Annotated in this window: 35 protein-coding genes and 1 pseudogene; 6 read left to right on the top strand and 30 right to left on the bottom strand. The window is 55.2% G+C overall.

The genetic code is table 11. The features are described from left to right. Positions 1–51: 51 nt before the first annotated feature. Positions 52–939, bottom strand: coding sequence for a cation diffusion facilitator family transporter (locus BRO54_RS04480; RefSeq protein ID WP_049775744.1), 888 nt, complete (start codon positions 937–939; stop codon positions 52–54). 167 nt (positions 940–1,106) lie between these two features. Here BRO54_RS04480 and BRO54_RS04475 point away from each other — a divergent pair, with 167 nt between their 5' ends. Continuing rightward, positions 1,107–1,805 carry a class I SAM-dependent methyltransferase gene (locus tag BRO54_RS04475; protein ID WP_074043228.1) on the top strand — a complete coding sequence of 233 codons (699 nt, stop codon included), beginning with the start codon at positions 1,107–1,109 and terminating at the stop codon, positions 1,803–1,805. Positions 1,806–1,843: 38 nt separating this feature from the next. Here the strand turns inward: BRO54_RS04475 and BRO54_RS04470 are convergent, their stop codons facing one another. The 3 genes from BRO54_RS04470 to BRO54_RS04460 form a co-directional block, all read right to left on the bottom strand. Further along, positions 1,844–2,662, bottom strand: coding sequence for a M15 family metallopeptidase (locus tag BRO54_RS04470; protein WP_074043227.1), 819 nt, complete (start codon positions 2,660–2,662; stop codon positions 1,844–1,846). A gap of 49 nt (positions 2,663–2,711) precedes the next feature. Further along, entirely contained in the window at positions 2,712–3,422 is a 711-nt protein-coding gene (gene deoD, locus BRO54_RS04465) for a purine-nucleoside phosphorylase (protein ID WP_013145436.1), read from the bottom strand. Between the two features lie 516 nt (positions 3,423–3,938). After that, positions 3,939–4,346, bottom strand: coding sequence for a hypothetical protein (locus BRO54_RS04460; protein WP_074043226.1), 408 nt, complete (start codon positions 4,344–4,346; stop codon positions 3,939–3,941). Positions 4,347–4,473: 127 nt separating this feature from the next. On the opposite strand from BRO54_RS04460, the gene BRO54_RS20010 reads away from it, so the two are divergent. Continuing rightward, positions 4,474–4,632, top strand: a complete 159-nt coding sequence (locus BRO54_RS20010) for a hypothetical protein (protein WP_167367373.1) — start codon at positions 4,474–4,476, stop codon at positions 4,630–4,632. Positions 4,633–4,667: 35 nt separating this feature from the next. Here the strand turns inward: BRO54_RS20010 and BRO54_RS20005 are convergent, their stop codons facing one another. From BRO54_RS20005 to BRO54_RS04455, 3 genes and pseudogenes are all read right to left on the bottom strand, one after another. Continuing rightward, positions 4,668–4,832, bottom strand: coding sequence for a hypothetical protein (locus BRO54_RS20005; RefSeq protein ID WP_167367372.1), 165 nt, complete (start codon positions 4,830–4,832; stop codon positions 4,668–4,670). A 106-nt stretch (positions 4,833–4,938) separates the two neighbouring features. Then, positions 4,939–5,049 (bottom strand): annotated as a pseudogene (locus BRO54_RS20410) (hypothetical protein); the annotation flags it as partial. Between the two features lie 108 nt (positions 5,050–5,157). Continuing rightward, complete coding sequence (locus BRO54_RS04455; RefSeq protein WP_275651042.1) at positions 5,158–5,478, bottom strand: zinc ribbon domain-containing protein; 321 nt, start codon at positions 5,476–5,478, stop codon at positions 5,158–5,160. A 318-nt stretch (positions 5,479–5,796) separates the two neighbouring features. On the opposite strand from BRO54_RS04455, the gene BRO54_RS04450 reads away from it, so the two are divergent. After that, positions 5,797–6,918, top strand: a complete 1,122-nt coding sequence (locus BRO54_RS04450; protein ID WP_074043225.1) for a DUF2515 domain-containing protein — start codon at positions 5,797–5,799, stop codon at positions 6,916–6,918. An 11-nt stretch (positions 6,919–6,929) separates the two neighbouring features. Here BRO54_RS04450 and BRO54_RS04445 read toward each other — a convergent pair whose 3' ends face one another. Further along, complete coding sequence (locus BRO54_RS04445) at positions 6,930–7,109, bottom strand: YozD family protein (RefSeq protein ID WP_011231069.1); 180 nt, start codon at positions 7,107–7,109, stop codon at positions 6,930–6,932. Between the two features lie 130 nt (positions 7,110–7,239). Here BRO54_RS04445 and BRO54_RS20785 point away from each other — a divergent pair, with 130 nt between their 5' ends. Beyond that, positions 7,240–7,362 (top strand): hypothetical protein, encoded by a 123-nt coding sequence (locus tag BRO54_RS20785; RefSeq protein WP_268892789.1) that lies wholly within the window; start codon positions 7,240–7,242, stop codon positions 7,360–7,362. On the opposite strand, the gene BRO54_RS04440 is transcribed toward BRO54_RS20785, so the two are convergent. The 4 genes from BRO54_RS04440 to BRO54_RS04425 form a co-directional block, all read right to left on the bottom strand. Continuing rightward, positions 7,344–7,988, bottom strand: coding sequence for a hypothetical protein (locus BRO54_RS04440; RefSeq protein WP_074043224.1), 645 nt, complete (start codon positions 7,986–7,988; stop codon positions 7,344–7,346). The two genes, BRO54_RS20785 and BRO54_RS04440, sit on opposite strands and share 19 nt — an antisense overlap. Before the next feature lie 130 nt (positions 7,989–8,118). After that, positions 8,119–8,337: a YozE family protein gene (locus BRO54_RS04435; protein WP_033025324.1), complete on the bottom strand. Its 219-nt coding sequence runs from the start codon at positions 8,335–8,337 to the stop codon at positions 8,119–8,121. A 347-nt stretch (positions 8,338–8,684) separates the two neighbouring features. Then, positions 8,685–9,686, bottom strand: coding sequence for a biotin synthase BioB (gene bioB / locus BRO54_RS04430; RefSeq protein WP_011231066.1), 1,002 nt, complete (start codon positions 9,684–9,686; stop codon positions 8,685–8,687). A gap of 157 nt (positions 9,687–9,843) precedes the next feature. Next, positions 9,844–11,283 (bottom strand): NAD(P)/FAD-dependent oxidoreductase, encoded by a 1,440-nt coding sequence (locus BRO54_RS04425; RefSeq protein WP_033025279.1) that lies wholly within the window; start codon positions 11,281–11,283, stop codon positions 9,844–9,846. 178 nt (positions 11,284–11,461) lie between these two features. On the opposite strand from BRO54_RS04425, the gene BRO54_RS04420 reads away from it, so the two are divergent. Then, positions 11,462–12,055, top strand: coding sequence for a DUF502 domain-containing protein (locus tag BRO54_RS04420; protein WP_074043223.1), 594 nt, complete (start codon positions 11,462–11,464; stop codon positions 12,053–12,055). A 44-nt stretch (positions 12,056–12,099) separates the two neighbouring features. On the opposite strand, the gene BRO54_RS04415 is transcribed toward BRO54_RS04420, so the two are convergent. The 3 genes from BRO54_RS04415 to BRO54_RS20000 all read right to left on the bottom strand — a co-directional run bounded on the left by BRO54_RS04415 (position 12,100) and on the right by BRO54_RS20000 (position 13,495). After that, on the bottom strand, positions 12,100–13,038 hold the full coding sequence (locus tag BRO54_RS04415) for a magnesium transporter CorA family protein (RefSeq protein ID WP_033025277.1): 939 nt from the start codon (positions 13,036–13,038) through the stop codon (positions 12,100–12,102). Between the two features lie 19 nt (positions 13,039–13,057). Then, complete coding sequence (locus BRO54_RS20780; RefSeq protein WP_275651041.1) at positions 13,058–13,192, bottom strand: hypothetical protein; 135 nt, start codon at positions 13,190–13,192, stop codon at positions 13,058–13,060. Positions 13,193–13,348: 156 nt separating this feature from the next. Next, positions 13,349–13,495, bottom strand: a complete 147-nt coding sequence (locus tag BRO54_RS20000; RefSeq protein WP_013145445.1) for a hypothetical protein — start codon at positions 13,493–13,495, stop codon at positions 13,349–13,351. A gap of 183 nt (positions 13,496–13,678) precedes the next feature. Here BRO54_RS20000 and BRO54_RS04410 point away from each other — a divergent pair, with 183 nt between their 5' ends. Beyond that, positions 13,679–13,969, top strand: coding sequence for a HesB/YadR/YfhF family protein (locus tag BRO54_RS04410; RefSeq protein ID WP_033025275.1), 291 nt, complete (start codon positions 13,679–13,681; stop codon positions 13,967–13,969). 22 nt (positions 13,970–13,991) lie between these two features. Here the strand turns inward: BRO54_RS04410 and BRO54_RS04405 are convergent, their stop codons facing one another. The 15 genes from BRO54_RS04405 to BRO54_RS04340 all read right to left on the bottom strand — a co-directional run. Next, on the bottom strand, positions 13,992–14,411 hold the full coding sequence (locus BRO54_RS04405) for a hotdog fold thioesterase (RefSeq protein ID WP_033025322.1): 420 nt from the start codon (positions 14,409–14,411) through the stop codon (positions 13,992–13,994). Then, positions 14,411–14,725 carry a hypothetical protein gene (locus tag BRO54_RS04400; protein WP_033025274.1) on the bottom strand — a complete coding sequence of 105 codons (315 nt, stop codon included), beginning with the start codon at positions 14,723–14,725 and terminating at the stop codon, positions 14,411–14,413. The genes BRO54_RS04405 and BRO54_RS04400 overlap by 1 nt, the downstream gene beginning before the upstream one ends. A gap of 14 nt (positions 14,726–14,739) precedes the next feature. After that, positions 14,740–15,156 carry an acyl-CoA thioesterase gene (locus BRO54_RS04395; protein ID WP_013145448.1) on the bottom strand — a complete coding sequence of 139 codons (417 nt, stop codon included), beginning with the start codon at positions 15,154–15,156 and terminating at the stop codon, positions 14,740–14,742. A 116-nt stretch (positions 15,157–15,272) separates the two neighbouring features. Further along, the gene (gene tlp, locus BRO54_RS04390) at positions 15,273–15,500 is read right to left on the bottom strand and encodes a small acid-soluble spore protein Tlp (protein ID WP_013145449.1); all 228 of its coding nucleotides are present in this window, start codon (positions 15,498–15,500) and stop codon (positions 15,273–15,275) included. Between the two features lie 30 nt (positions 15,501–15,530). Then, a complete protein-coding gene (locus BRO54_RS04385; RefSeq protein ID WP_011231056.1) occupies positions 15,531–15,674 on the bottom strand; it encodes an acid-soluble spore protein N in 144 nt (47 codons plus the stop codon). Positions 15,675–15,729: 55 nt separating this feature from the next. Beyond that, positions 15,730–15,861, bottom strand: a complete 132-nt coding sequence (locus tag BRO54_RS04380) for an FbpB family small basic protein (protein WP_011231055.1) — start codon at positions 15,859–15,861, stop codon at positions 15,730–15,732. 121 nt (positions 15,862–15,982) lie between these two features. Beyond that, a complete protein-coding gene (locus BRO54_RS04375; RefSeq protein ID WP_074043222.1) occupies positions 15,983–16,504 on the bottom strand; it encodes a TlpA family protein disulfide reductase in 522 nt (173 codons plus the stop codon). 115 nt (positions 16,505–16,619) lie between these two features. Then, entirely contained in the window at positions 16,620–16,769 is a 150-nt protein-coding gene (locus tag BRO54_RS19995) for a hypothetical protein (protein WP_167367371.1), read from the bottom strand. Between the two features lie 383 nt (positions 16,770–17,152). Beyond that, positions 17,153–18,001, bottom strand: coding sequence for a sulfurtransferase (locus BRO54_RS04370; RefSeq protein ID WP_074043221.1), 849 nt, complete (start codon positions 17,999–18,001; stop codon positions 17,153–17,155). Positions 18,002–18,121: 120 nt separating this feature from the next. Further along, on the bottom strand, positions 18,122–18,397 hold the full coding sequence (locus BRO54_RS04365; RefSeq protein ID WP_013145452.1) for a YpbS family protein: 276 nt from the start codon (positions 18,395–18,397) through the stop codon (positions 18,122–18,124). After that, positions 18,394–18,582, bottom strand: coding sequence for a hypothetical protein (locus BRO54_RS04360; protein ID WP_013145453.1), 189 nt, complete (start codon positions 18,580–18,582; stop codon positions 18,394–18,396). Before BRO54_RS04360 ends, BRO54_RS04365 begins: the two co-directional genes overlap by 4 nt. Beyond that, entirely contained in the window at positions 18,582–22,331 is a 3,750-nt protein-coding gene (locus tag BRO54_RS04355; protein ID WP_074043220.1) for a dynamin family protein, read from the bottom strand. The genes BRO54_RS04360 and BRO54_RS04355 overlap by 1 nt, the downstream gene beginning before the upstream one ends. A 209-nt stretch (positions 22,332–22,540) precedes the next feature. Beyond that, positions 22,541–23,131 carry an isoprenylcysteine carboxyl methyltransferase family protein gene (locus BRO54_RS04350; RefSeq protein ID WP_074043261.1) on the bottom strand — a complete coding sequence of 197 codons (591 nt, stop codon included), beginning with the start codon at positions 23,129–23,131 and terminating at the stop codon, positions 22,541–22,543. Next, positions 23,128–24,195, bottom strand: a complete 1,068-nt coding sequence (locus BRO54_RS04345) for a type III polyketide synthase (RefSeq protein ID WP_074043219.1) — start codon at positions 24,193–24,195, stop codon at positions 23,128–23,130. Before BRO54_RS04345 ends, BRO54_RS04350 begins: the two co-directional genes overlap by 4 nt. Before the next feature lie 233 nt (positions 24,196–24,428). Further along, the coding region (locus BRO54_RS04340; RefSeq protein ID WP_074043218.1) for a hypothetical protein at positions 24,429–24,715 on the bottom strand (287 nt) is incomplete at its 5' end.

The following is a 24,715-nucleotide window of genomic DNA, read 5'->3' as shown; positions in this document are numbered from 1 at the left end:
CCAGCGGCAACGGTTTGGCCGCGTCCACCCCGCCGATGCGCCCGAAGCCAGTCAGCGCACCGCTTCCGGTTCCACATGGACGTGCGTCGCCCGAATGTTATGCCGGTTTCGCATCAAACGCTCGACTTCATCGGCGATTTCATGACTTTTTGCCACCGTCAAATGCGAGTCAACGCGGATCGTCACTTCCAGCACGATGTCGTTGCCTAACATGCGCGCTTTAATGTCAGCGACATCACGCACGCCGCTCACCGCCGCGATTTCGTCTTTATAAACGGCGAGCTGCTGTTCATCAAAACCGTCGGTGAGCGTATGCGCCGTCTCCATAAACACCTCCCACGCCGTCTTGCAAATCATCGCCCCGATAACAAGCGCCGCCAGCGGATCAAGCCATGGCCACCCAAGCCGCGCGCCGGCGATGCCAATGGCGGCGCCAATGCTCACCAGCGCATCCGATAAATTGTCTTTCGCCACGGCCGCCAACGCCATGCTGTTCGTCCGCCGCGCCAGCCGGCGATTGATTGCATAAACGCCAATCATAACGGCCGCCGAGGCGAGCGCAACCACAGCCGCTAAAACGTCAGGAGCCGCTGCCTTTTCCTTGCCGAACAACGAGCGGACGCCGCTTGTGATCACGTCAATGCCAATGGACATCATCAAAAAAGCGGCCAACAGCGAGGAGATGTTCTCCGCCCGCGAATGTCCGTACGGGTGGTTGCAATCACGCGGTTTTTTAGCGATTTTCATGCCGATATAGACTGCCGAGGAAGCGATAATATCACTCAAATTATTCCAACCGTCCGCTTCCACCGCATCCGAGCCGAACACCGCCCCAGCCAACAGCTTGCCGGTCGAAAGGAGAAGATAGACGAAAATGCTCAGCAGTGCGCCCGCCTCGGCTCCTTGTTTTCGATCCACTTTCTTCACCAACCTAGCCATCTCATTCTTGCACGTATCAGTGTACCAGCTTGAAGCCGGTTGGGTCTACAGCAAGAAAATTTCCTTTTTTCATAAGAATAGGGACAAGCAAATTTTTTGTCTAAAGGCAAAATCGAGCGCATTTGCGTATGATAAACCAAGTCGAAACAAAAAAAGGAGAGGAACAGATGTCTGCATATTTAGACTGGTTGGCGGACATGGGGATCGATGGCGCTCACCCAGGCGGTTTTGAGTTAACAAAACAAATCTTACGTAAACTCCATATCGACCGTTCGACATCCGTGCTTGACGTCGGCTGCGGCACCGGACAGACGGCGGCTTATATCGCCGAACAGTACGGGGCCAACGTCACCGCCATCGACATCCACCCGACGATGATCGCCAAGGCGAAACAGCGTTTTGCCGCCAAGGCGGTCTCGATCCGTTTGCATCGCGCCTCGGTCGAAGCGCTCCCGTTTCCCGCCGGGACGTTTGACCTCGCGCTTTCTGAATCGGTGCTTGCTTTCGTTTCATTGCCAAACGCGCTCGCCGAAATCCGCCGCGTGCTCAAAAACGATGGCCTATTCGTCGGCATTGAAGCGTGTCATGAGCGGCTGACTGCCGCCGAGCAAAAGCAAATCGCCGCCTTTTACGGCTTCCGTCGGCTAATGACACCAGCGGAGTGGAAAGAAGTGCTCGAACAAAGCGGCTTCCGCTGCCGCCAGTTTTCCTACACGGCTGCGGCCGAAGCGCCAAGCCTTGGGGCACCCGTCGTCATCGCCCTTCCGCCGACACCGGAGATGGCGAGCATGTGGCAGATGCACCAACAGTTGACAACTCAATTCGGCGACCGTCTTGGCTATTGCGTCTTTTGCTGCGAACCATAGCTGGCAAGAAAAACGGCGTCCTCGACGAGGCGCCGTTTTCACACTTTTTTCGCTACTTTGAAATATTCTTCAAGCGTCAAGCCGCGCTTTTTTATCACCGCGGCCGCCTTCCGCCCGACGTAGCGGAGATGCCACGGCTCATACTTGTAGCCGGTCACCGCTTCCTTTCCTTTCGGGTAGCGGATGATGAATCCGTACTCGTGCGCATGGGCGGCTACCCATTGCCCTTCTTTTGTCGCCCCGAACGATTCGGTCAGCTGACAGCCGGCCGAGCGGCTGCTGATATCGACCGCCAGCCCTGTCTGATGCTCGCTCTGCCCTGGGTGAGCGACCGCTTGAACCGCTTTTTCCTTCCCTTTTTGCCGCACTTCTTCAGCAAAAATCACCTGCTGCCGCTCGTATGAACGATAAGCGGACACGGCCACCAGCTCAATGCCATCGCGGCGGGCGGCGGCAAACATCTCCTCAAGCGCCGCGGCCGCTTCGGCCCGCATATGCCGTTTTTCCGCGTTCGGGTCAGCAAACGAAAACGGCACGCGCGGCACGACCAAGTCCGCCGGCTTATAGCCAGGCGGGAGCGACTGCTCTTTATTGACGAGCGCCAAAATGTTGTCAGGATTTTTAATCACTTTTTGTCCGTTTCGCACCTCGACGATGTTCCAATATTTGGCCTCAAGCTGCAAATCGGGATCGACAGGGCTCTCGCTCGTTTTCCCCTGTTGATGATCGCTTGGGTGCACCGCGCTTTCCGGCGGCTGGCCAGACGGGCCGGCCGCACCGCTGCTGCCGCTCTCCCCTGTTTGGCAGCCGGCGAGCAGCAGGCACACCAACATCGCCGCTTGCCATCGCTGGTTCATGTTCCTTCTCCTTTTCTGTTTTCCCAGGCCCAAGCGCCCGGCAGACCAATCACGCGCCATTGCGGATCGCCGCTTCAAGCGCCACTTCAATCATTTCATTAAACGTCATTTGCCGCTCCTCAGCCGTCGTTTCTTCTCCGGTGAGAATATGGTCGCTGACCGTCAGCACCGACAGCGCCCGGCAGCCGAATTTCGCCGCCAGCGTATAGAGCGCCGCCGTTTCCATCTCGACAGCCAATACGCCGTAGCGCGCCCACGTTTCCCAATTCGGTTCATCATTGTAAAACATGTCGGCGGTGAACACATTGCCGACTTTTAGCGCCAGCCCTTTTTCCACACCTACTTCATACGCCGTCCGCAACAGATGGAAATCGGCGGTTGGCGCGTAATCGCGGCCGCGGAAAATGAGCCGGTTCATGTTGGAATCGGTCGACGCGCTCATCGCCAAAATGACGTCGCGGACGCGCACATCCGGCTGAATCGCTCCGCACGTTCCGACGCGGATGAGCGTCTTTACGCCGTAGCTTTGGATCAGTTCGTTCACATAAATCGAAATGGACGGCACGCCCATGCCGGTCCCTTGCACGGAAATGCGCTCCCCTTTATACGTCCCGGTAAACCCGAGCATGCCGCGCACTTCGTTGTAGCATACCGCTCCTTCCAGAAACGTTTCGGCAATGTATTTGGCGCGCAGCGGATCACCCGGCAGCAAAATGCGCTCCGCGATCTCCCCTGCCTTCGCTCCGATATGTACGCTCAACGGGATTCCTCCTTTGGTTTGAACGATCGTTGTCGGGCCATGCCCTCGTCTATCATATCATATGTTTGCGGAAAATGGCAGTCTTCCTTCGAGTAGCCGAGGCGACGAACGGGCATACTATGTGTGCCCGCCCGAGGAGAAAGGAGGAAAAGACCGATGAAAAAGAAACTCGAACAAGCGGTGGAATACGCCAACAAAACCAATCCATCATCCAAATCAAACAATCAGCCGTCCACATCGAAAAAGGAAAAGACCAAATTCTAACATCATTCCGAAAGAAGTCTCCCACTTCGAAACGTGAAGGTGCACGAGCACCCGTCAATGTGGGAGATGAATTTCGGTCGGCAATCGCCAACGGATAGAATCACGTGTTGTTCAAACGGGCACCTTCGGAACGAAGGGAAGCGGAAAGGGTCCTTGTGTGACTTGTCGTTTGGCACACATACAAATCGCTGAAAGCTCCCCCTATGCACTCGCGTAGGTGGTGAGTCGTTTGCGGGGGAGCCGCTCTCTTTTTTATGATGTTTTGGATCGGCGGTAATCGCCGCGATGGCGGCGCGCCAAATACCGCTCATTGATATACAGCACTTTTTTGTCTTTGCTGCGCGTATATTTTTTCTCACGCTCGCGCCGCCTGGCGATGAGCCAGCAGGAAAACAAATAGAGCGGCAAGACGAGCTGCATCGTTCCGGCAAAGACGTACCAAAACCCGTTGATATCGGCCAAATCGCGCAAGTACACGTCGATGCCGCTGAGCCGATAGTACATACCAGCGACGATGGCGGCGATGATGACGACGTTGACCGCATGGAGAAGGGGCACGCTTCTCCAACGGAACAAGAGTCGCTCAACTTGCCCTTTGACCCAAAGCAATGCCGCAATCGAGACGACGCACAAGAGCAGCGACAGCGCCAGTGCGGCCATCGTTTCGCCCCCTTCCCTCTTTTCTCCTACGCCCGCCCGCGTTATGCCGCCTGCAAACATTTTCCGCCGATGAACCGCCGCCAGACCGCATACACTAACGACGACAACGGTTCAAGGAGGGAAAACGATGGGCAAAAAACACCGCAACCGCATTAACGGGCAGAAAAAGAACAACCATATTCCAAAAGAAGCATTGATCGCTGAAGATAAGGCGCATGCCAAAGAATATTCCGCCGCCGGCGGCCGGAAAAACGGTCCGGGCCACCACGACAATCCAGAATCGTGACAAATCGCAGAAACCCTTGTGCTATACAAGGGTTTCTATCGCGGTTCCGACGGCTCGGATTCGTCCCAAGCGAGCGTGACGACTCTCGTATACTCCCCACGCTCAATTTCCTCTTTCGTCGCCTTTTCGTTCAGTTCCTCATCATCGTCAATGCCCGGCGCCACCGTCGGCATGTCGCGCCATCGGTCGCCATGTTCCATCGATTCCGCCCCCTTTCCTTTCTTATCCGTTCCCTAAACGGCCGGGCTTTATTCATATTATACCATCTCTTCCCGCCAGCCGGCGACTATATTTTTGAATATTTCGTCAACAGACGAGCTGACGTTCCGCTTGTTTCCATCCGTCCGGACAAAGGCGATAGTACGTCTGTCCTTTTCGCCCCTCATCGATCAGCACAATGTCCCCTGTCCCCTTGAACGCTCTCCCACCTACGCAAAGGCGTAGAGGTGGGAGATTCTTGGGAACACCCGCCCCACGGCAGGCTATTGACTAAGCCATCCCCGTGCGTCCCAAGGTTCAGCTGCCCTACGAAGACAGAAAACGAAGTCCTTCGTTCAAGATATTTTGGGCGGCATTCTCGTTTCGGTCGTGTGCAGCTCCGCATTGCGGACACACCCATTCCCGAATAGGCAGCGGTTTCACGTCCGCCTGTCGGTGCCCGCAGCGCGAGCACAATTGGCTCGAAGGGAAGGTGCTTCCGACACACACCAACGTCCGCCCGTACCCTTTCGCTTTATATTCCAGCATCGTGAGGAATCGCCGCCAGGCGGAATCGGAAATGGGCTTGTGGGATCCAACCAAAACCGATAGGCTTTCATGATCTTCCCTACCATAAAAAGAACACACGTTCTTGTTATAGTTATTTTACACCTTCTGTTCTTTTCGGGCAAGGGGAAGATCCATAATGGAAGATACCGATTCATCCCCCTCTTACGCTGATCACGTGAAAGTGGGGGGCTTCTCGGTTGGAGATGATAAATCGATCCTGTATATCCCATACTATAGTTGGGACCGCGAATCGTCTTCGGAGCCAAGAAAAACGTGTATTGTACTTATTTGGTGATTTGGCGTGCCGATTCCTTCAGCAAACGAGCACTCCTTTTGTCGAAACGATCGCGGTCTTCTGACAAAAGTCCACAAACGATGCAAAGGAGAGACAGCCTGATGCCGACTCGCCCGTTCGCTTGGCTGCGCCATCCGCTTCAGTATGCCTACCGTTCCTTTTTGTATCGTCATCCGGTCCGCCTCGCCGATGACGGCCTGCTTCGCCGGATGGCCGCCCGCGCAACCGTCCCGACTAACGGACCACTCAGCGCGGAAGAAAAGGGCATTGTTGCCGCCATTCGGCGGAAAACGGCGGAACATAACCGCAACAACGTGACGCGCACGGCCGCCTACTTGGCGTTTTTTGAGCGCCATCGGGAAATCCATTGGGCGTTTTTAGCCCATCTCGTCTCGCGCAACGGCGGTTGGAACATGACTGATTTGCGCGGCGGCCTTCTTCCGCTTTTGCTGCCGGAACAAATCGTTGCGCCGCTTTTTTTGTTTTTAGAGCGCGCCAATGCCCTCATTTTTCATGACGCCTATCCGCAGCTTTTGCTGTACGAAGAAAGCAAACGGAGGGAGACGCCGCTGTTTCATTTGTTGCCGGCGTTAGCGGTGTCTTCGTTTATGAAGCCGATGTGGGAACATTTTTGGGAAACAGAGAATGCCGCGCTTCTTACGGTTGCTCTTATCATCAACGAGCAGCAGTACATCCAGCTTCGCGTCATCGAACATCCGTTTTTCCGCACCCGCGTGCTGTCGAGCTGGCCGTTTATTGCCGAGCAATGGCTCGGGTTCAACGATGTGCTCATCCCATATGCCAAAGGCCGCCGCGTGGCGCTTGCCGGAACGACGGTGCGCGATTTCGCCGACGTCCACCACCGCATCCATATCGGCAAAATGCTGTACAGTCTGCTGCTGTTTGACGCCCGGCTGTTTCGCGGTGCCTGCCGCTTTGCCCGCTGCGTCCCCCACAGCGGCTCACGCGCCGACTTCTGGCCGCAGTCGTTCACTGAAACGCCTGATGGGCGCCGCCTTTACAGCCCCCGCCTTGAGGCAGCTTGGCCGGATCTTGCGCACCCGTTCCGCGACGATCGCGATTGGTTCACCGATGAGGCAATCATGCAGGCGCTTGAAACGCTCCCGCTTCCGGCCTCGGGCGACATGACCAACCGCTACGAGCGGCATTTGGCCATGATGAAAACGGCCGCCATCGCGGCGGCCAAATCAACTTTATCATAAAACGACGAGGACTACTCCCCGTCGATGTCAATCTCTTCATCGATGATGCATTTTTCAAGCAAATAGTCAAACGTAATATCCGCGAGCTCCTCAAGCTCCTCTTGCGTTGGCACAAAGCCGCGGCGGATGAGCTCTTGGTAAAAAAACTCAGCGATTTCTTCCGTATCGATAATCACTTCAATTTCCTTCACCGCATCTCGCCCCCTTTGTAATGTTGTATGTCGCCGCCTTCCGTTTTATGTCAAAAATCATGTTGTACTATTTTTTCTGTCTCCCCCATACATATGTACCAACAAAACAAAAAACACGGAGGCGGACAAAATGGACAAACTCACTGCGATCGATAAAATGATGGAAACAGTTGTCAATGGGTTGGGCGCGATCGTCATCTTCGCCGGCATTCCTTATTTTCTTTTTATTCTTTATCAATTTCTATCTTGGTGATCGGCGATTGCCCGCAAACGTTTAACAACCGTTTCCATCATCCGTTGATACTGTTCATCGCCGAACCATTCATATAACGCTTTATAATCGTTGTACATGTCAAGGAGCTCGTCGACCGACGGTCCTTTCTCTCCGCTGTCGGCCGACGGCAATAGAAGCGACGATTTCACCGGTGCGGCGATGACAATATCTTGCACGAGCGTAACGGACGTCTCCTCCCCCTCGGCAAGCGGAATGATGTCTTCCAGATGGACTTCGATCTCCCAACCATCCGTCAGCCGTTTCAATTCGTAAATCGTCTCTTCCCATCCTTCCCCGTAGTAGCGGTAAATTTCTGTCCGCACCCCGACAATTTTGAACAAATGGCCGCCATAATCGCGGACGCGGACAATTTCGCCGAGAAAAAACGGCAGCTCAATTTCAATTTCTTCCGCGATCCATAAATCGCCCGTAAACTCAGACAATAAAACGAGCGCTTGCTCAGCAAACAAGCTATGGCCATGGTTGATTTCGTATAAAAACGTGCCGTCGATCTGCTGAATATCGGTGACGGTTCCGACCGTTCCGTACAATGTATTGACGACGATGTCACCGACGGAAAATTTCGGGCGTTTCGGCGCGCTCATTGGCATCTCCACCCTTTGGAACAAATGGTTAGTATAGTATATGCATGCAGAGAAGGGTGGACACCTTCAGCCGCGCGGAAAAAGCTATTTGAAATCGCTCCCAATTCATGAAATGGGAACGCTTCCCTAGTTACGCTTCATGCAAAAATTGCTCCCATAGTTCATCAAACACAACCATGCTTTCCAAATAGTCACCGTTAAGCTCCAAATAGCCGCTCAGTTCTTCATAGTCCGCCGACCCTTTCGGAAAGCTGTGATCTTCATACGCTCCGTTCGCAAACCGGGCGACCGGATCTTCCTGGTGCCCATGGCGGAAGCGCAGCAAGTAACGGTAGAATGACTTTGCCATGTCCCCCATCCTCTTCCTTTCCTTTTGTTGCTATTATAATGAGCTTTTGGCTGTTTGTGAAGCCTTTTTTCGCCGCTTGTATTGCCATCGTACGCGTCGGGTTGGCTTTTCATGCCAAAAAAGCGCGTTGAACGGCGCAATAGGGGTTCAATCCGCTTTCTCGTCAGAGCGCAACGGAAGGCCAAGTCCACCGTCCTGGCATGCGCTCCGCTTCTCGCCAAGGCTTGCTATGCGCCATCGTGACGCCCCATCTGAAACGGCATGGGGCCTCCCATGCCTCCCGCTTCGCTAGGTCTTGCCCTCGGTGAGCGCACATACAAAAAGCCGCCATCTTCCGGCGGCATCGTTCATGATACGACTCCGGCTTGCGGAGCCGGGGCAAATTCGATCTCAAATCCAAGGTCCTCAAGCATTTGATAATCGGCTGACTTTTCTTGCCCGGCGGTCGTCAAATAGTCGCCGACAAAAATCGAGTTGGCAGCATACAGCCCAAGCGGCTGAAGCGAGCGCAAATTCACTTCCCGTCCGCCGGCGATGCGGATTTCTTTTGTCGGATTCATATAGCGGAAAAGGGCCAGCACTTTCAAACAGTAACGCGGGTTTAATTCGTTCGTGCCGGCCAGCGGCGTGCCGTCGATCGCATGCAAAAAGTTGACCGGAATGGAGTCAGCGTCAAGCGCCCGCAAGCTGCGCGCCATATCGACGACATCCCGCTTCGTTTCTTTCATGCCGATGATGACGCCGGAACAAGGCGAAAGGCCAGCTTCTTTCACCGTTTCCACCGTCCGCACCCGATCGTCGTATGTATGGGACGTCGTAATGTTCGGATGGTGCTGCTTCGACGTGTTGATGTTATGATTGTAGCGGTCCACCCCCGCCTCTTTCAGCCGCGCCGCCTGCTCCGGCTTTAATATTCCGAGGCAGGCGCACACTTTCAGACCGAACCGCTCTTTAATTTCCTTGACCGCGGACACAACGGTGTCGATCTCTTTATCGCTCGGCCCGCGGCCGCTGGCGACGATGCAGTACGTCCCAATGCGCAAACGGTGCGCTTCTTCCGCGCCGCGCAACAACGTCTCTTTGTCGACCATTTTATACGTTTTCACCGGCGCCGTCGATACGGCGGACTGCGAACAGTAGCCGCAGTTTTCCGGACAGAGGCCGGATTTGGCGTTGATGATCATGTTCAGCTTCACTTTGTTTCCATAATAGGCGGAGCGAATCCGGTACGCCCCTTGCAGCAAAAGGAGCAGCTCCTCGTCCGGACAATCCAATATCGCCAATGCTTCCTCATCGGTCAGCTCGTGGCCTCCCAACACTTGCTCGGCCAACACCAGCCAGTTTGCCATCTCTCCTCTCCCCTTTCCATATCATTACATTTATCGTAACGGACCGACTGTATATTTGTCAACTATATTTTCATTTCGGTTTACTCTTAATCCGTCCGCCAGCAGAGGGCAAAAAAGACAGGCTCCCGTTTGAAGGTGCCTGCCCTCGGTTCCTCACCTAATGCGTCAATTTCTCGACGATGTCGCGGGCGATCCAAACGCCGCAGGCGCTCGCCTGAGCGAGGCCGCGCGTAATGCCGGCGCCGTCGCCGCCGACATACAGCCCGGCGATTTCTGTTTCAAAGCGGTCGTTGAGTTTTGGACGCGCCGAGTAAAACTTCGCCTCAACGCCGTAAAAGAGCGTATGCTCGGACGCCAGCCCTGGAGTAACATGGTTGAGCGCTTCCGTCATTTCGATCAAGCTTTTCATCGTGTTGTACGGCAGGACGAGGCCTAAATCACCCGGAACCGCTTCTTTTAACGTCGGTTCGATGAACCCTTCTTTGATCCGCTTTTCCGTCGATCGCCGTCCTTTTAAAATGTCGCCGTATTTTTGGACGATGATGCCGCCGTTGGACAAAGCGTTCGCCAGCCGGGAAATTTCATGGGCGTATTCGTTCGGCTTGTCAAACGGATCGGAAAACTTATGTGAAACAAGAAGGGCAAAGTTCGTGTTGTTGCTGCCGAGCTTTGGATCTTTGTACGCATGGCCGTTAGCAAGCATAATGCCGGAATGGTTTTCGACGACGACATGTCCGGACGGGTTGCTGCAAAACGTGCGCACTTGCGTCCCAACCGACGTGTTGAAAATGAATTTCCCTTCATACAGATGTTCGTTAATTTCTTGCATGACGATGTTCGATGTTTCCACACGCACTCCGATGTCAACCTGATTGTTGATCATCCGCAAACGGCGCTTGCGCAAGATTTTGCTCAGCCAAACCGAGCCATCGCGCCCCGGAGCGATGACGACTTTTTCCGCTGTCAACGTTTCGCCGTTTTTCAGCACAACGCCTTTCACTCGATGGCCGCTCTCCGTCCGCTCGGTCACGATATCATCCACTTCCGTTGTAAAGCGCATCGCAATCCGCGCGCGCAAATATTCAAAAATGCTTTTCAAAATTTCCAAGTTTTGCTCTGTGCCCAAATGGCGGACGTACGCGCGCAATAGCTTCAGCCCGGCCGCATAGGCGCGCCGTTCGATCTCTTTCACCTTGTCCGTCATCGGGTCGGTGATCGATGTCGTCGCTCCGTGCTTCAAGTTGATCTCATCGACATAGCGGATGAGCTCAAGCACGGTCGAAGCCGGCAAATAGTCGGTCATCCAGCCGCCGAATTCGCTCGTGATGTTGAATTTGCCGTCCGAATACGCCCCCGCTCCGCCGAATCCATTCGTGATCGAACAGGCCGGCACGCAGCCGGCATAGTCTTTTTTGCCAGCCGGCGGCGGACACTTTTCAATTTTTTTTTGCAAAATCGGACAATTGCGTTTATATATATCGTGCCCTTTATCGATCAAGAGCACGTTCGCTCCAGGGAGTTTGAGCGTCAGTTCGTAGCAAGTGAAAATGCCGGCCGGCCCGGCGCCGACCACGATCACATCGTAATGATTGTTCATGATCCATCCCTCATTTCTCATGTTCCATTCGAAAGTATACGGAACATTTGGCGGTTCGTCAAGGAAAAAACGAACTTTCTTACCGAATATAACGAAAAACGTTCGATATAATAGAGAGTTGTATAAAGCCAAAAAAATTGGTATGGTGGTAGAGAATGAATAGCGGGGAGGGAAAGGGATGCGCTTTTTCGTGAAACATTTTCTGAACGGCATGCTGACGATCGTGCCGATTTTACTCGCCGTCTATGTGTGCTACAAAGTGTTCGCCGTTTTGGATGGGCTGCTTGGCCAATACGTCCGTCCGTATTTGGATGGCCGCTACATTCCCGGCCTAGGCCTATTGGCGACCGTCGCGCTGATTACCGTCTGCGGCTGGCTGTCGACGCAATACGTGAGCGGCCGCCTCATTCGGCTCATCGACCGGTTGCTTGAAAGCATTCCCTTGATGAAAACTGTTTATTCCGTCGCCAAAGATACGATCGCTTCCTTCGTCGGGGAAAAACGATCGTTTTCGCAAGTCGTGCTCGTCACGATACCGGAGAGTGGCTGGAAATGCCTCGGCTTCATGACGATGGATGATGTCGGCGCTTGGCACGATCCTCTCGCCAACTACGTCGCCGTCTATATCCCGCAGACGTTTCAAGTCGCCGGGCTCACCCTGCTCGTCCCGAAAGAGCGAGTGGAAGTCGTCGACATCTCGCCGGAAGAGGCGATGAAGTTCATCCTCTCCGGCGGCGTGGCCGTCCGAAAGCTAAAACGGCTGCCCGAGTGACAACGGGCAGCCGTTCGCATGGCCATCCAAAACACGCCTGGCCGTCAAAAGTATCGCTTTTTCCAAAAGATGTACGCCGTCGCCGCTGACAGTGAACCGGCGAGCGCCATCGCGATCAAAAAGGCGTACGGAGAGTGTTGGTACGGAATCGGTACGTTCATGCCGTAGAAACTCGCCACCATCGTCGGCAGCGAAATGACGATCGTAATGGCCGTCAAAAACTTCATCACAATGTTTAAGTTGTTTGAGATGACCGAAGCGAACGCGTCCATCATGCCGCTTAAAATGCTGCTGTATACTTCGGCCATTTCAATCGCCTGCTTGTTTTCAATAATGACGTCCTGCAGCAAATCTTGGTCATCTTCGTACATGCGCAAATAGTTGAGACGCATGAGCCGCTCCATGACGATGTTGTTCGCCTTCAGCGACGTCATGAAATACACTAAGCTTTTTTCCATGCTGAGAAGCGAAAACAGCTCCTTGTTTTTCATCGATTGGTGCAATTCTTTTTCGATTTCGCTCGTCCGCCGATTGATTTGCTTCAAGTAGCGCAAATAATACGTTGAAATCATGTACAGCATTTGCAAGGCGAACCTTGTTTTCATAAACGTGTAAAAGTTTTTGATTTTGTTTTTAGAGAATTCTTCGAAAATCGGATTCTCCTGCAAACAAACCGTAATAAAACACGTGTTCGTAATGATCATGCCGATCGGAATCGTCTCGTAAATCGGGCCGTCCACTTCATCATGGGCGACAATCGGAATGTCGACGATAATGAGCACATGGTTGTCTTCCTTTTCGACGCGCGACCGCTCCTCGTCATCCAACGCGTCTTTGATCGAATCGATCGGAATGTCCAAATGGTGGGCGATGTAGCGAATTTCTTCCTCTGTCGGAGCGACGAGGTTGATCCAGCAGCCGTTTTCGATCCGATCAATTTCGCGCATTTTGCCGCTGGCATCCGACAAATACATTTTCATCATTTGGCATCCTTCCTCCTTTTTACGCGAGGAAGGCGGCGCCTCTTCCTTTCCGTCCGGAGCTCGTTTTCGTATGATGAGCAGCGGGCGGGAGAAGGAACAGGCCGCGTTCCCCGCTGTATTCCGGCTCCGGTTCGTTCGGGCTTGAACTACTCATATACGAAAACGCCACTCCTTTCAAAAAAGATGTCCCTCAAGTAATGATAGCGCGGACCGGCCCGTTTGTATAGTAGTTGCCATAAAAAAAGCAGCCTACTGGCTACTTTATTCAGTAAAACGGTGCAATGTTCAAACGTCGCCCGTCTCGGCTGCTTTATTCACTCGATGGTGTCGTGTTGAAAAAGTCAGGCGCCTGTTTGCCCGTTTGCCGGCTGTCCGAGCGGCGCGGATGCTTTTCATTGCTTTTCCCCATCAGTCCGTCGGATTCGTAGCTGAGCGGAAACGTCCGCTTTTTGCCCACCGCCCTCACCCCCTTCGCTTTTACTGTTTGCCGCCAGCCAGCGTTTTACTCCAACCGATGAAAACAAGGACGCCGCCACTTTATGGAAAGCGCTTCATCCTAAAATTGTCAGCTAATGTTCACACAATCGTTTTACCGGCTCTTCTCGATTCGCTTATAATAAACAAGTGAGGAGGGGAAGCCATGAATATCACCATCACAAAAAAAGCGTTTGATTGGTACAAGCGGGAGCTCGGGCTGAAACCGGGCGATGCGATCCGCTTTTTTGCCCGCTACGGCGGGTGCAGCGCCGTGCAAAAAGGGTTTTCGCTTGGCATGGCCAAAGACGAACCGGCGGACAAGCCGGCGGCACAGACGACGGTTGATGGCGTCACCTTTTTTATTGAAGAGGGCGACCAATGGTATTTCGATGGACGCGATTTGACTGTGGATTTGGACGAAAAAAGCGATGAGCCGGTTTTTCTCGTCCATTGATGTCCTGCGGCGATTGAAAAAGCTAGCCTTGGCGCTCACTTTTTCGAATGATGGCGATCGTGCAACGGGAGATGCAGACGAGCTCCCCTTGTTCGTCCGTAATGCGCACATCCCACACCATCGTCGTCCGGCCGCGGTGCAACACCGTCCCTGTCGCCGTCACCGTCCCGCTCCGGACAGCGCGGACGTGATTGGCGTTTATTTCCAATCCAACAACGTTTTCCGTGTTGGGGTCCACAAGCGCGTACGCGCCGATGCTGGCGACCGTCTCCGCCAAGGCGACCGAGGCGCCGCCATGCAGCAGCCCAGCCGGCTGGTGCGTGCGATGGTCAACCGGCATCGTCGCGACGACGCGGCCTTCGCCAATCTCGACAATTTCGATGCCGAGCGTATCGATCAACGTATGTTTCGCCATTTCCTTCACAACGGCCAAATCGATCATCATTCCTTCTTCCCCCGTTTCGTGAATCGTTCCAGTTCAAAAAGCCGTCCTTCCTGCTGCAAAACGCGCGTTTGCGTCTCGCCGAGCAAATCGAAATGCGGAAACTCACCGCGCCGGTCGATCCACTCTTCCTTCAGCCCGTACTGCCGCCCCCAAGCGGCGAGTTTTTCGACATCGGCGCAGCCGACTTTCGTCACCGTCGTGCAATGCGGAAACCGTTCGTCGTACCAATAGTGGGTCAAAAAGGCGATTTCACCGCGCTTCACTTTCTCTTTCCACGCCGCGAGCTCATGTCGGCGGATGCCAAACGCCATCGCACCGCTCCCCTTTACCGCTTCGCCCGCTCATATGCTTCATGCCAGTCAGGAAAATATTTGCGGATCACGATCGGCCGAAACGTATCGCGCTTGACGCAAACGTGCTGCGACTTTCCGGTCACCGCCACCTCGCCGTCCGGGGCGAGAATCTCGTAGCCGTATGTCACGCGAATGCCGTCATAGGCGTCAATCCACGTGCGGACAGTCGCGGTTTCCCCATAACGAAGCGGCTTTTTGTACGACACTTGCAAATCGACAACAGGCGAAATGATGCCTTCTTTCTCCATGTCAGCATAATGAAAGCCAAGCTGTTTGATCAATTCCGTGCGCCCGACTTCCATCCAAACTAAATAGTTCGCGTGGTAGACGACGCCCATTTGGTCTGTTTCCGCATAACGCACTTCAATTTGTTTTTCTGCCACTTTCACGTTCGTTCTCCCTCCATTTTTTGCCGGGCCTCCTCTTCTATGTTACCATTCGCCCGTCGGCTCGCTCAAGCGGTAGACAAAAAAACGAAGCCGCCCCCGCATGAGGGCTGCTTCGTCTACTGGTAGCCGTGTTCCCGTGCAGCTGCTTCGTCTTTAATTTCCGCGCGCATTGCAGCGATCGCTTCTTCGCGGCGGCGGTTTTTCGCACGAATCTTCTCCTGTTCCTCCGGTGACGCAAACTGCATCGTTTCTTCGGCTTTTTCTATGTTCTCAATGGTGTTTTGTACCATTTCTTGCAGCTTTTCCACATTGTCGCTGCGGTCATCCGGTTTCGGACGCGGCATGAATGCTTCCTCCTTTGCGCGAGTTTCCGGCTATTCGCCCTTCGTTTGGATCACTTGGGCGTGCTGGCCGGACTGGTCTTGCATTTGTTTGCCCTTGTTTCCTCCTGCGGCTCGAGGCTGTGTGCCGATATGGTTCGGCACGAAATGTTTGCGGCTTCCTTTCGGATTGCTCATTGTCTTCGCCTCCTCGCCATCTAGTCTGTCCGCCCGGAGGACCGCTATGCATGGGTTATTCTGCTTTCTTGAGCATCCGCTCTTCCAGCTTTTTCTCAATTTTTTCGAGCGCTTCCCGATCGTTCAACAATTGCCGTTTGTTCTCGCTGATCAGTTCTTGGAGAGTCATTTTGCGGGATCGTCTCATCGCTTCAACCTCCCCTCACTTTTATTGTAATCTTATTCATGCCCAAAAAAGATAAAAATTATGACAACTTTTTGAAAAATAACGAACCACGAAGAAAGCGCCTTTCGCTGCAGCCATCTGCTCAACGAAAAAGCGCTGTTTCCTGCTCGAGCCGTTTCGCCGTCACCGGGCCGACAATTTTTCGCCGAATGACGCCGTTTGGATCGATAATATACGTCGTTGGAATCGTTTGGATTCGATATTGACGAAGCGCTTCGCCGCGCACATCGAGGCCGACTGGAAACACGAGCCCGTTCGCTTTCGCAAACCGCTCAGCGTTGTCCAACGTATCTTGCGTCGTCAAATGGACGGCAAGGAGCGCAACTTCGCGGCCATGCCGCTCGTAAAACTTGGCAAGCTCCGGCATTTCCTTTTTGCACGGCGGGCACCATGACGTCCAAAAGTTGAGGACGACCGCTTTGCCGCGCCAATCGGACAGCTTGATCGATCGGCCGCCAAGCGCCGGCAAGGTCAGGTCAGGGGCCGTCTGGCCCACTTCCGGACCGACTCCGTTTGCTTCATTCGGTTTGTCAGCCGCCATCGCATTCCAAAGGCCATAACCGGCTACAGCCAAGAACAAAAGAACGACTAGCCATTTCCGCACGTTATCCCCTCCCTGCCGGCGTCTCCCGCCGCTCTGTCCATAATTATAGCACATACGTTTGCCATTTACCAACCATCGTGCTTAAAACGAAAAAACGAGGGGCACGCCCTCATCATTATCGGATGTTTTTATGATCGTTTTTCATTTTCTCCGCTTCGACTTCTGCGTACGAAGCGAATTCGCTCCTCCATTCGTTAAAGCCGTTTTTCTTCTTCGCGTTGTTGTTTCGTTGGGCATTGGCATTGCCAAGTTTTGTCCGGCCCATGCGTCTCCTCCTCTGCTTCCGTCGGTTCACCTATAGTATCCGCCGGCGGCCAAAAAACTATGCATACAGCGCTTCAACCGGCGACCGAAACAATGGAAGAAAAGCGAAACAAACACTAGGAGGCTGGTGAAAAACGCCCATTTCCCCTAAATCGATGATTCTTGAGTGGAGGGAAGAGCAACATTTATATATAAGGCTCCTCCGTTTGAGAAGCGACATGATTGAACCGCATTTCCTGTCAAATCACCAGCATTCTAGGTGAAAATCGCTGAAAATCAACAACGCTTCGACCTCATGCGGACCGAAGAAAAATGAAAAGGAAACAACGTTCCATCCGACAACACCGAGGCGTCGAATGTTGTTTCAGCCCGAATCGAAGAAAACTAAGCATCGGATGACGGATCACCCGTTTCAATCGGGTGGTCCGGATAGGAAATCCAGTCGCTGAAGCTGCCGACGTACAGCCGAACGTTGTAATAACCAGCTTCGCGGAGCGCCAACACGTTCGGACAGGCGGTGACGCCGGAACCACAGTAAACGATCAACGACTGCCCACGGTCAAAATCGGCAAACCGAGCCGCCTGCTCGACAGCGCTTTTCCAGTAGCCGCCTTCCGTCATTCCGTCTTTCCAAAACCGGTGCACTGCTCCCGGAATGCGGCCGGCTCGGCGGTCGATCGGTTCTTCCAGGCCGGCATATCGCTTCCATTCACGCGAATCAATGAGCACAGCCGAGCGATCGCGGACGGCGGCGCGCACATCCTCAACCGTCGCCAGCCATGACCGATCCGGACGCGGCCGAAACGGGCGGGACGCCACAGCAGGGACGACGTTCGTCACCGGATGCCCTTTCTTCTTCCATTCACGATAATTGCCGTCCAATACGTATGCGTGGGCATGGCCGAAATAGCGAAGCAGCCACCAGCAACGCGCCGCCATCGCCCCGTCTTGGTCGTCGTAAGCGACAACGGTCACCGTTTCATCGATGCCGACCCGGCCAAACACGTCCGCCGCTTGCTCGGCCGACGGAAGCGGGTGGCGGCCGCCGTGCTCTCCGACTGGGCCCGACAAGTCGCGTTCCAAGTCCATATACACGGCACCGGGAATATGATCTTCCTGGTAAACGGCCGCTCCTTTCGCAGGATCGCCAAGCCAAAACCGACAATCAAGAATGCGCGTGTTTTCGTCGTGCAAATGGCGAAGGAGCCATTCATGGGAAACAAGCGACGCCATATGTCCTCCCCCTTTTTGTTTTTGCTGACGCCAAACGTTGTTTCTTGATCGGAACGGAAAGCAGCCAATCATCAACAGGACGCCGGCGGCGCCGACACGCTCAGCCAGCGCTCGCCATCGTCACGATCGCTCTTTCCCTTCAAGCCGGTTCACGTACTCGCGCACCATCTCCGGCGTCACGCACCGGCGCGCCGGCACGAGGCCGCTTTTGGCCAGTTCGTTCATCCGCTTCGTCACTTCATTGATCCCATCAACCGTAAACGGCTCGCCGCGGCGGCACCGCTCGACCGCTTCGTCGATGAGCCGCTCGCGCTCGGCGTCGAGCATAGCAAATTGCTTCAAGATGGTATGCTGTTTTTGCACATGGGCAGTGATCGCGTGATGCACTTCGCTCAATGGTCCTCGTCCTTTCCTGCTTCTTTTTCCATCAAACGCCGGACGTTCGGTTTCGGCGTCCAACAGTTGAACCGATAGTTCGGTTTCGTCGCATAGCCGAGCCGGCGGCAATACGTGTACAGCCCGTCGGCTCGCTTTTCTATACGGTAGTGGATGCATGTAGCGCAAGCGTGAAACCGGTTCATCAACGCGCCTCCCCGCCGCGGCCCGAAAGAAGGCCGCGAAGCGCCGCTTCGATGCGGGCGAGCGCCTCATGATCCGCCGTTGCGGAGAGCACGGCAAGCAAGCCCTCCATATAGCTGTCGACTTGTTCCGCGAGAGCGGCCGAAAGTGCGGCGACGGCAGCCTTGTATTGTTCTGCGTACGTCGCCACAAGCCGCTCTTTTTGCTCAGCCAAATAGGCGTCGATCGGCTCGACAAGCGCCGCCTCAATTTCCTCTTTCATCCGCCGCTTTTCGTCGCGCTCAAAAAATGATTTGGCGTTTTTGTACAGCGAAAGCGCCTTGGCAAACCGCGCCCGGTCCACATCCCCAAGGGCGTTGGCAAACTCCGGCGCCGAAAAGGCAAACGGCTCAGGCGGCGTGAGCGCGAGCGCATCATCGAAACGACGAAGCTCATGGAATAGGCGCGAGAACTGCTCGGCCAGCTGCTTGTGCAAAAACGACTCAACACGCAAGCTCGTCGCCCGCAACTCTTGGGCCAAATCAAAGCCAACCGATGCGAGCAACTCGTCGAGGCAACGCTCAAGCGCCCGACGCGCCGGGCCTTGGTCGTCGCGGAGCACCGCCGGGTTGAACGCCTCCTTAAACATATCATTGAGGCGGAAAAAGACGCGCTGCTTGACGTAATAGAGCAATTCGTCGACTTCCTGGCGAAGCGCCTGCCGGCCGTAGGCATCATCAATGCCAGCAAGCACGGCGTGCATCTTCGTTTTCACCGCCTCAAGCGCCTGCCGTTTCTCCGCTTTTTCCGCTTCGCTTTGCCCGGCGGCGCGCGCGAATTCCTCTGCCGTCCGCCGCGCCCGCTCAAGCTCGGCATATGCGCTCTCGACGGCGACTTCCGCCAGTTCTTCCGTTAAGAAGCGGAAGAAGTCGGTTTCAAAGGCAGACAAGCCGGAGTCCGCCAAGACGCCGCGCGGACCGGGCTCGGCCCCCGTTTTTTCCGCCAGCGCCAAGCGGCTTGAGAGCGCATAAAGGCGCGGGAAGCGGATGCCGAAGCGGGCGAGCTCTCCGTTCATATAGGAAATGACGGCCTCAAGCTCCTCTTTCGACTGGGCCAAATCAGCCGCATTGATGACGAAAAACATTTTATCAAGCGCAAACGTGTCTTTCACGCGCCCAAGCTGAAGCAAAAACTCGCGGTCTGCTTTCGAGAACGCATGGTTATAATACGTCACAAACAACAACGCATCAGCATGCTTCATGTAATGAAACGCCACTCCCGTATGGCGGGCGTTAAGTGAATCCACCCCCGGGGTATCCACAAGCGTCACCCCTTGGCGGGTGAGCGGACAGTCGGCGTACAACACGACCTCATCTAAGAAGCATGACACCGCTTCGTCAGCGACATACGTCTCGAGTTCTTCCCAACCGATGGAGACGATCTCCCCGAATCGACCGTTCATCCGCTCATAGCCGGCCGCGGCAGCTGCCAAAAAAGCCACATGCGGCTTTTGCGCCGGATGTTCGGCTCCCGATTCGGCCAGGCGGGCGCAAAGGCGGAGCGCTTCATCCCATGTATCCGCCTCATGGCCGCACTGCCGAAGCGACGATTGCACATCCGTCCAAATTTTCGGTTCGCTTTTCACCTTGACCACCGCCGTGCCGTGCGGATGCTTGTGATCAGGCGGGGCGATTTTGCTGATGGCGGCGGTGGTCGGGTTGGGCGACGATGGCAGAAGCGGGGCGCCGAGCAAGGCGTTCGCCAGCGACGATTTGCCGGCGCTGAAGGCGCCAAACAAGGCGACGGTAAACGATCGCTCGCGAAGCCGACGCGCCTTGTCGCGCAATGGTCCAGCGAAGCGGCCAAGCATTTCGGACCGTTCAAGCCAAGCCACCGCCTCCTCAAGCCGCTCGGCCGCCTCTTCGCTCCGCTGTTTTCCGCCGCTTGAAAGCGTCCGAGCTTCGTCCGCTCTTTCGCTCACTCCGAGGCCGGCCGCTTCCTGACCGAGCGCTTGCTCTTTGACGGAAAGACGGCTTGTTTCCGCTGGCTTGGATGCTGCTTGCGGTTTTGCCGCCTCGGCATGACGCGCTTTCCGGAAGACCGGCGGCGCCGTCAACGCGGCGAGACGGTTTTCATCAAGCGATGCAGACTCGCATGGAGCAGCGATCAGCTGCTCGAACGCACGCCGGCGCTCGTCCCGCTCGGCTCTGAGGCGGGCGAGGCGGGCGGCGAGCTCCACTTTTTCGCGCGCCGCCGAAAGCTGTCCGTTCAATGTTTCTGTTTGGGCGGCCGCCCGTTTGGCGATTTGTTCCTTCAGTTCGGCAAACAAGGCGAGCGCCGAGTCGCGGTAGCGTTTTTTCAGCGCCGCCGCCACCTCATCCGTATAATTTAATAGCGCGGCGCCGCTTGATTCCGCCCCTTGTTTGACGAGGCCGGCAAGCATCGTCTCATCCCACTCCGCCGTCCATTGCTGGCACTCGCTGAGCCAAGCGTCATCAGCATGCCATTCCTTTCCAAACTGAACAAGGAGCTGGCGGACGTGCCATTCGATTTGCGCCGCTGCTTGCGCTTTGACGCTTTCATAAAACGCCTCAAGCCGCCGCTTGCGCTCTTGCTCCGTTTTTGTCTTCGCGAACAACAGGCCCACTTTGAAATTCGGCTGCATCGCCTGCAAGTACGCCTCAGCCCGCTCCCTCGTCTCAAACGGCATCAAGTACGCGTTTTGCAGCACGCGCTCAAGCTCCGAACGGAACGCCCCCTCTGCCCGCGCCGGCGCTGTTTGCCAATCGGCAAGCTCCGCCTCAAGGCGATCGAGCTCCGCGATGGCTGCCGCCTCGTCATCGGCGCCGCCAAGCGCCTCAAGGCGCGCCTCAATCTCTTGCTCAAGCGGCTCGTGCCGTGCGCGGAGATGCTCAAGATGGCCGGCGGCGATCCGTTTTAACGCCGACTCGGCGCCGCGGACGAGCCATTCCTCCTTGTCGGCAAACAACCGGCGCAAACAAGTGACAAGCTCATGCCATTCGTTGTGTGGATGTGACGGGGCTTTCAGCGACAAGAAAAACAAACGGGCCGCCTCAACCCCCCAACGCCGGAACGCCTCGGCGGCCGAGGCGCGAAATTCAGCGAACGGCAACTCATCGTCGCGATGTTTATCGATTTGGTTGATGATCAAATAAACGGTTTTTCCTTCATCTGTTAATTGCTTCGTAAATTGGAAGTTTAATTCCGCTTGCACATGGTTATAATCCATGACGTAAAAGACGACATCCGCCAAATGAAGCGCTGACTCCGTCGCCAGCCGGTGGGCGTCATCGGTCGAATCGATGCCCGGCGTATCTAGGATAGCGACCCCCGGCGGGATGGCGTCCGTCGTTCGGCTGATTTCAATCCATTCGATCGTCTCCCCGTCCCGGCATTGGGCGCGAATCAAGTCCGGGTCGTACGGCGGTTCATACTCGACCGGCTCATCGCGGTGGAAAAAGACGCGCACATAGTCCGGGCCGGCTTTCACTTTGACGAGATTGGCGCTCGTCGGAATCGGGCTGGACGGCAAAAGCGGCTCGCCGAGCAACGCGTTGATCAAACTCGATTTGCCGGCGGAAAAATGGCCGCAAAACGCGACAATCAGCTCGCCGGATGCCGCTTTTTCGATGAGCTGCTTCACTTTGTCCGCATGCTCCTGGTCATCTGCGGACTGAAGCTGATCGTGCATGTCGATCATTTTCGAAAGCCACAACCGCAATGACGGCCGCTCAATCGCAATATTCCCCATGACCAAAACCCCTTTGTTTCCGTCAATGTCATTTACATTCATTTTACTGCATTTCGCCCCGTTTCCCAATAGAAAAAATGAAAAATCCCGCCGTAACCCGACAGGATGACATAGAGAAAGAGGCAACGCCCCGGCGCCGCCCGCAGGCGAACTGCGAACAGATGTCATCATAGACGGCTCAAGGGCTGTTTTTCATTTGTCCGCTGCTTTCAGCTTGCCGCATCTTGCGGATGGCAGCCCCCACTTAACCGGGGCAAAAACCGCGGCCGCGCCCGAAACACCTCCCGATAGTCGGTGAGCGCGGCCAGCGCCCTTTCCTCAACCGCGATGCGAATCGACAGCAAAAATGCGTTCAAAAGCGAAAAGACAAGCGCGGTGATCGGTGCTTGAAACAAAAGCGGCAACAGCGCGATCTCTAAGGCGACGACCACATAGTTCGGGTGGCGAAGCCATCGGTACGGCCCTTTTTTCACTACTTGGCCGTTTGGCACGATCAAAATTTTCGTATTCCAAAAACGGCCGAGCGACAAAATCGTCCATACGCGCAACCCCTCGACGGCAAGAAAGAACGGAAACAAAAGCGGCCAGCGGCGCGACGGACGCGCGCCTTTTCGAAGCGCCTCAACAGCCAATGACAAAAAGAAACCGACATGCATCAATACGATCAACGGGTAATGGCAGGCGCCGAACTCCCGCGCCCCGAGCGCTTTCACATACTGTTCATTCCGTTTTGCAAGCCGAAGCTCAATGACGCGCATGCCGGAAACCGCCAAAAACACGAACAGAAACCGCACGATCATCCCTCCCATTGAAGCAGCACCATTTCCGCACTAAAGCCCGGGCCGAGAGCGATAAGCAGGCCGTGCCCGGGCGAAAGCGGCTGCCGCATCATCTGCTCGAGCACAAAATACACGGTGGCCGACGACATGTTGCCGTAGCGGGCGAGCACGTCTCTAGCGGCTTTTGTCTGTTCCGGACCGAATCCGAACGCCTCCTCGTACGCTTCAATGACTTTCCTCCCGCCCGGGTGGGCGATGAAATAATGAAGATCCCCAAGCCCTAACCCATGTTCCTGCAAAAACGACTCGACTTGCGGGCGCAGCCATGTGCGGACAATCATTGGAATATCTTTTGAAAAGACGACAAACAGCCCTTCGTCACAGACATCCCAGCCCATCACGTCTTCCGAGCCGGGCATGAGCACCGAGCGGGCGGCGATGACACGCGGCGCGCCGTTTGCCGACGCCGCTCCGTCGCCGGCCACAAGCACGCACGCCACGCCGTCGGAAAAAAGCGACGTACCGATCACATTGCTTTTGGACCAATCATTGAGTTGAAACGTCAAACTGCAAAACTCAACGGCGATCACAAGCGCCTTGGCATTCGGAAACGCGCGGCAATAGTCGGCTGCCCGGGCGAGCCCTGCCGCCCCTCCCGCACAACCGAGCCCCCAAATCGGCACACGCACAGCATGAGGGGAGAACGGCAATACGTTCATCAGCCGCGCCTCGATGCTCGGTGTCGACAGTCCCGTCGTTGAGATGTAAAACAGCGCATCGATCTCCTCATGCAAAACATGGCTGGACGAAGCCTTGCACAAACAGTCGTTGACCGCCTCACCGCTGTAGCGAACGGCGCGGTCGATATACACCCCGTTTTTTTCTCCAAAGCCGTGCGGCACGCTGTACCAAGCAAGCGGCTGGACAAACGTGCGCGTATGGATGCCGCTGTTGTCAAACGCCTGCAGCAGCCGCTCAGCGCGCGCCATTCGCCCGGCGAACAGCCCGGCGACATGCTGCTTCACCTCGTCTTGGGCGGCCGTATACGGCATCCTTGCTGTGCCGACAGATAAAAGAACCGGCATACAAACACCTCGGTCTGTTCCTCTTTTTCTATTAGGGTGCGCAACAAGCCAATCGGTATGCAGAGGAAAGTGTGTTTGTGCACCAATTTTTTTCGGGAACAGCTGATCGGTCCCTTGTTTTTTTTGCGCCCAAAAAACAGCATGCGGCAATCAAAAAACAGGCGCGGACAAAGCCGGCCTGTTTTTGAAGGAAAATGGTCATGAGCGAGGATGTACATAGAGATGTTTGTCGTTTACCTAGCTTTTAGCGCGCGGATTTCGCTTTCATGCTCGAGCAAGTGCAAAGCGAGGGATTGAAGCACGAGCTCTTGCCGGGCTTGTCCGGCAATGGCTTCATTGACTTTTTGTTGCATTTCTGTGAGGGTTTGTTTCATCGCCGAAATTTCATTGAGCGTTTCTAACGTTTCCACGACAGCTTGCCGAATAAACGGCAATTCGGCAACGTCCTCTTTCGTCGCCATCGTCCGTTCAATGTGCCCGATTCGGCCGTCCAACGCCGCGACGCCCTCTCTCGTCGCCA

Origin of the sequence: Geobacillus proteiniphilus (assembly GCF_001908025.1) — a bacterium.
GTDB lineage: Bacteria > Bacillota > Bacilli > Bacillales > Anoxybacillaceae > Geobacillus > Geobacillus proteiniphilus.
This window is presented reverse-complemented; position numbering and strand designations above follow the sequence as displayed.

Bases quoted from the DNA above. Each gene is read 5' to 3' on its own strand.
- BRO54_RS04480 (WP_049775744.1), bottom strand. From the start codon at position 939: ATGGCTAGGTTGGTGAAGAAAGTGGATCGAAAACAAGGAGCCGAGGCG.
- BRO54_RS04475 (WP_074043228.1), top strand. From the start codon at position 1,107: ATGTCTGCATATTTAGACTGGTTGGCGGACATGGGGATCGATGGCGCT.
- BRO54_RS04470 (WP_074043227.1), bottom strand. From the start codon at position 2,662: ATGAACCAGCGATGGCAAGCGGCGATGTTGGTGTGCCTGCTGCTCGCC.
- BRO54_RS04460 (WP_074043226.1), bottom strand. From the start codon at position 4,346: ATGGCCGCACTGGCGCTGTCGCTGCTCTTGTGCGTCGTCTCGATTGCG.
- BRO54_RS20010 (WP_167367373.1), top strand. From the start codon at position 4,474: ATGGGCAAAAAACACCGCAACCGCATTAACGGGCAGAAAAAGAACAAC.
- BRO54_RS20005 (WP_167367372.1), bottom strand. From the start codon at position 4,832: ATGGAACATGGCGACCGATGGCGCGACATGCCGACGGTGGCGCCGGGC.
- BRO54_RS04450 (WP_074043225.1), top strand. From the start codon at position 5,797: ATGCCGACTCGCCCGTTCGCTTGGCTGCGCCATCCGCTTCAGTATGCC.
- BRO54_RS20785 (WP_268892789.1), top strand. From the start codon at position 7,240: ATGGACAAACTCACTGCGATCGATAAAATGATGGAAACAGTTGTCAAT.
- BRO54_RS04440 (WP_074043224.1), bottom strand. From the start codon at position 7,988: ATGAGCGCGCCGAAACGCCCGAAATTTTCCGTCGGTGACATCGTCGTC.
- BRO54_RS04435 (WP_033025324.1), bottom strand. From the start codon at position 8,337: ATGGCAAAGTCATTCTACCGTTACTTGCTGCGCTTCCGCCATGGGCAC.
- bioB (WP_011231066.1), bottom strand. From the start codon at position 9,686: ATGGCAAACTGGCTGGTGTTGGCCGAGCAAGTGTTGGGAGGCCACGAG.
- BRO54_RS04425 (WP_033025279.1), bottom strand. From the start codon at position 11,283: ATGAACAATCATTACGATGTGATCGTGGTCGGCGCCGGGCCGGCCGGC.
- BRO54_RS04420 (WP_074043223.1), top strand. From the start codon at position 11,462: ATGCGCTTTTTCGTGAAACATTTTCTGAACGGCATGCTGACGATCGTG.
- BRO54_RS04415 (WP_033025277.1), bottom strand. From the start codon at position 13,038: ATGATGAAAATGTATTTGTCGGATGCCAGCGGCAAAATGCGCGAAATT.
- BRO54_RS20780 (WP_275651041.1), bottom strand. From the start codon at position 13,192: ATGAGTAGTTCAAGCCCGAACGAACCGGAGCCGGAATACAGCGGGGAA.
- BRO54_RS04410 (WP_033025275.1), top strand. From the start codon at position 13,679: ATGAATATCACCATCACAAAAAAAGCGTTTGATTGGTACAAGCGGGAG.
- BRO54_RS04405 (WP_033025322.1), bottom strand. From the start codon at position 14,411: ATGATCGATTTGGCCGTTGTGAAGGAAATGGCGAAACATACGTTGATC.
- BRO54_RS04400 (WP_033025274.1), bottom strand. From the start codon at position 14,725: ATGGCGTTTGGCATCCGCCGACATGAGCTCGCGGCGTGGAAAGAGAAA.
- tlp (WP_013145449.1), bottom strand. From the start codon at position 15,500: ATGCCGCGTCCGAAACCGGATGACCGCAGCGACAATGTGGAAAAGCTG.
- BRO54_RS04385 (WP_011231056.1), bottom strand. From the start codon at position 15,674: ATGAGCAATCCGAAAGGAAGCCGCAAACATTTCGTGCCGAACCATATC.
- BRO54_RS04380 (WP_011231055.1), bottom strand. From the start codon at position 15,861: ATGAGACGATCCCGCAAAATGACTCTCCAAGAACTGATCAGCGAGAAC.
- BRO54_RS19995 (WP_167367371.1), bottom strand. From the start codon at position 16,769: ATGGGCCGGACAAAACTTGGCAATGCCAATGCCCAACGAAACAACAAC.
- BRO54_RS04370 (WP_074043221.1), bottom strand. From the start codon at position 18,001: ATGGCGTCGCTTGTTTCCCATGAATGGCTCCTTCGCCATTTGCACGAC.
- BRO54_RS04360 (WP_013145453.1), bottom strand. From the start codon at position 18,582: ATGAACCGGTTTCACGCTTGCGCTACATGCATCCACTACCGTATAGAA.
- BRO54_RS04355 (WP_074043220.1), bottom strand. From the start codon at position 22,331: ATGGGGAATATTGCGATTGAGCGGCCGTCATTGCGGTTGTGGCTTTCG.
- BRO54_RS04350 (WP_074043261.1), bottom strand. From the start codon at position 23,131: ATGATCGTGCGGTTTCTGTTCGTGTTTTTGGCGGTTTCCGGCATGCGC.
- BRO54_RS04345 (WP_074043219.1), bottom strand. From the start codon at position 24,195: ATGCCGGTTCTTTTATCTGTCGGCACAGCAAGGATGCCGTATACGGCC.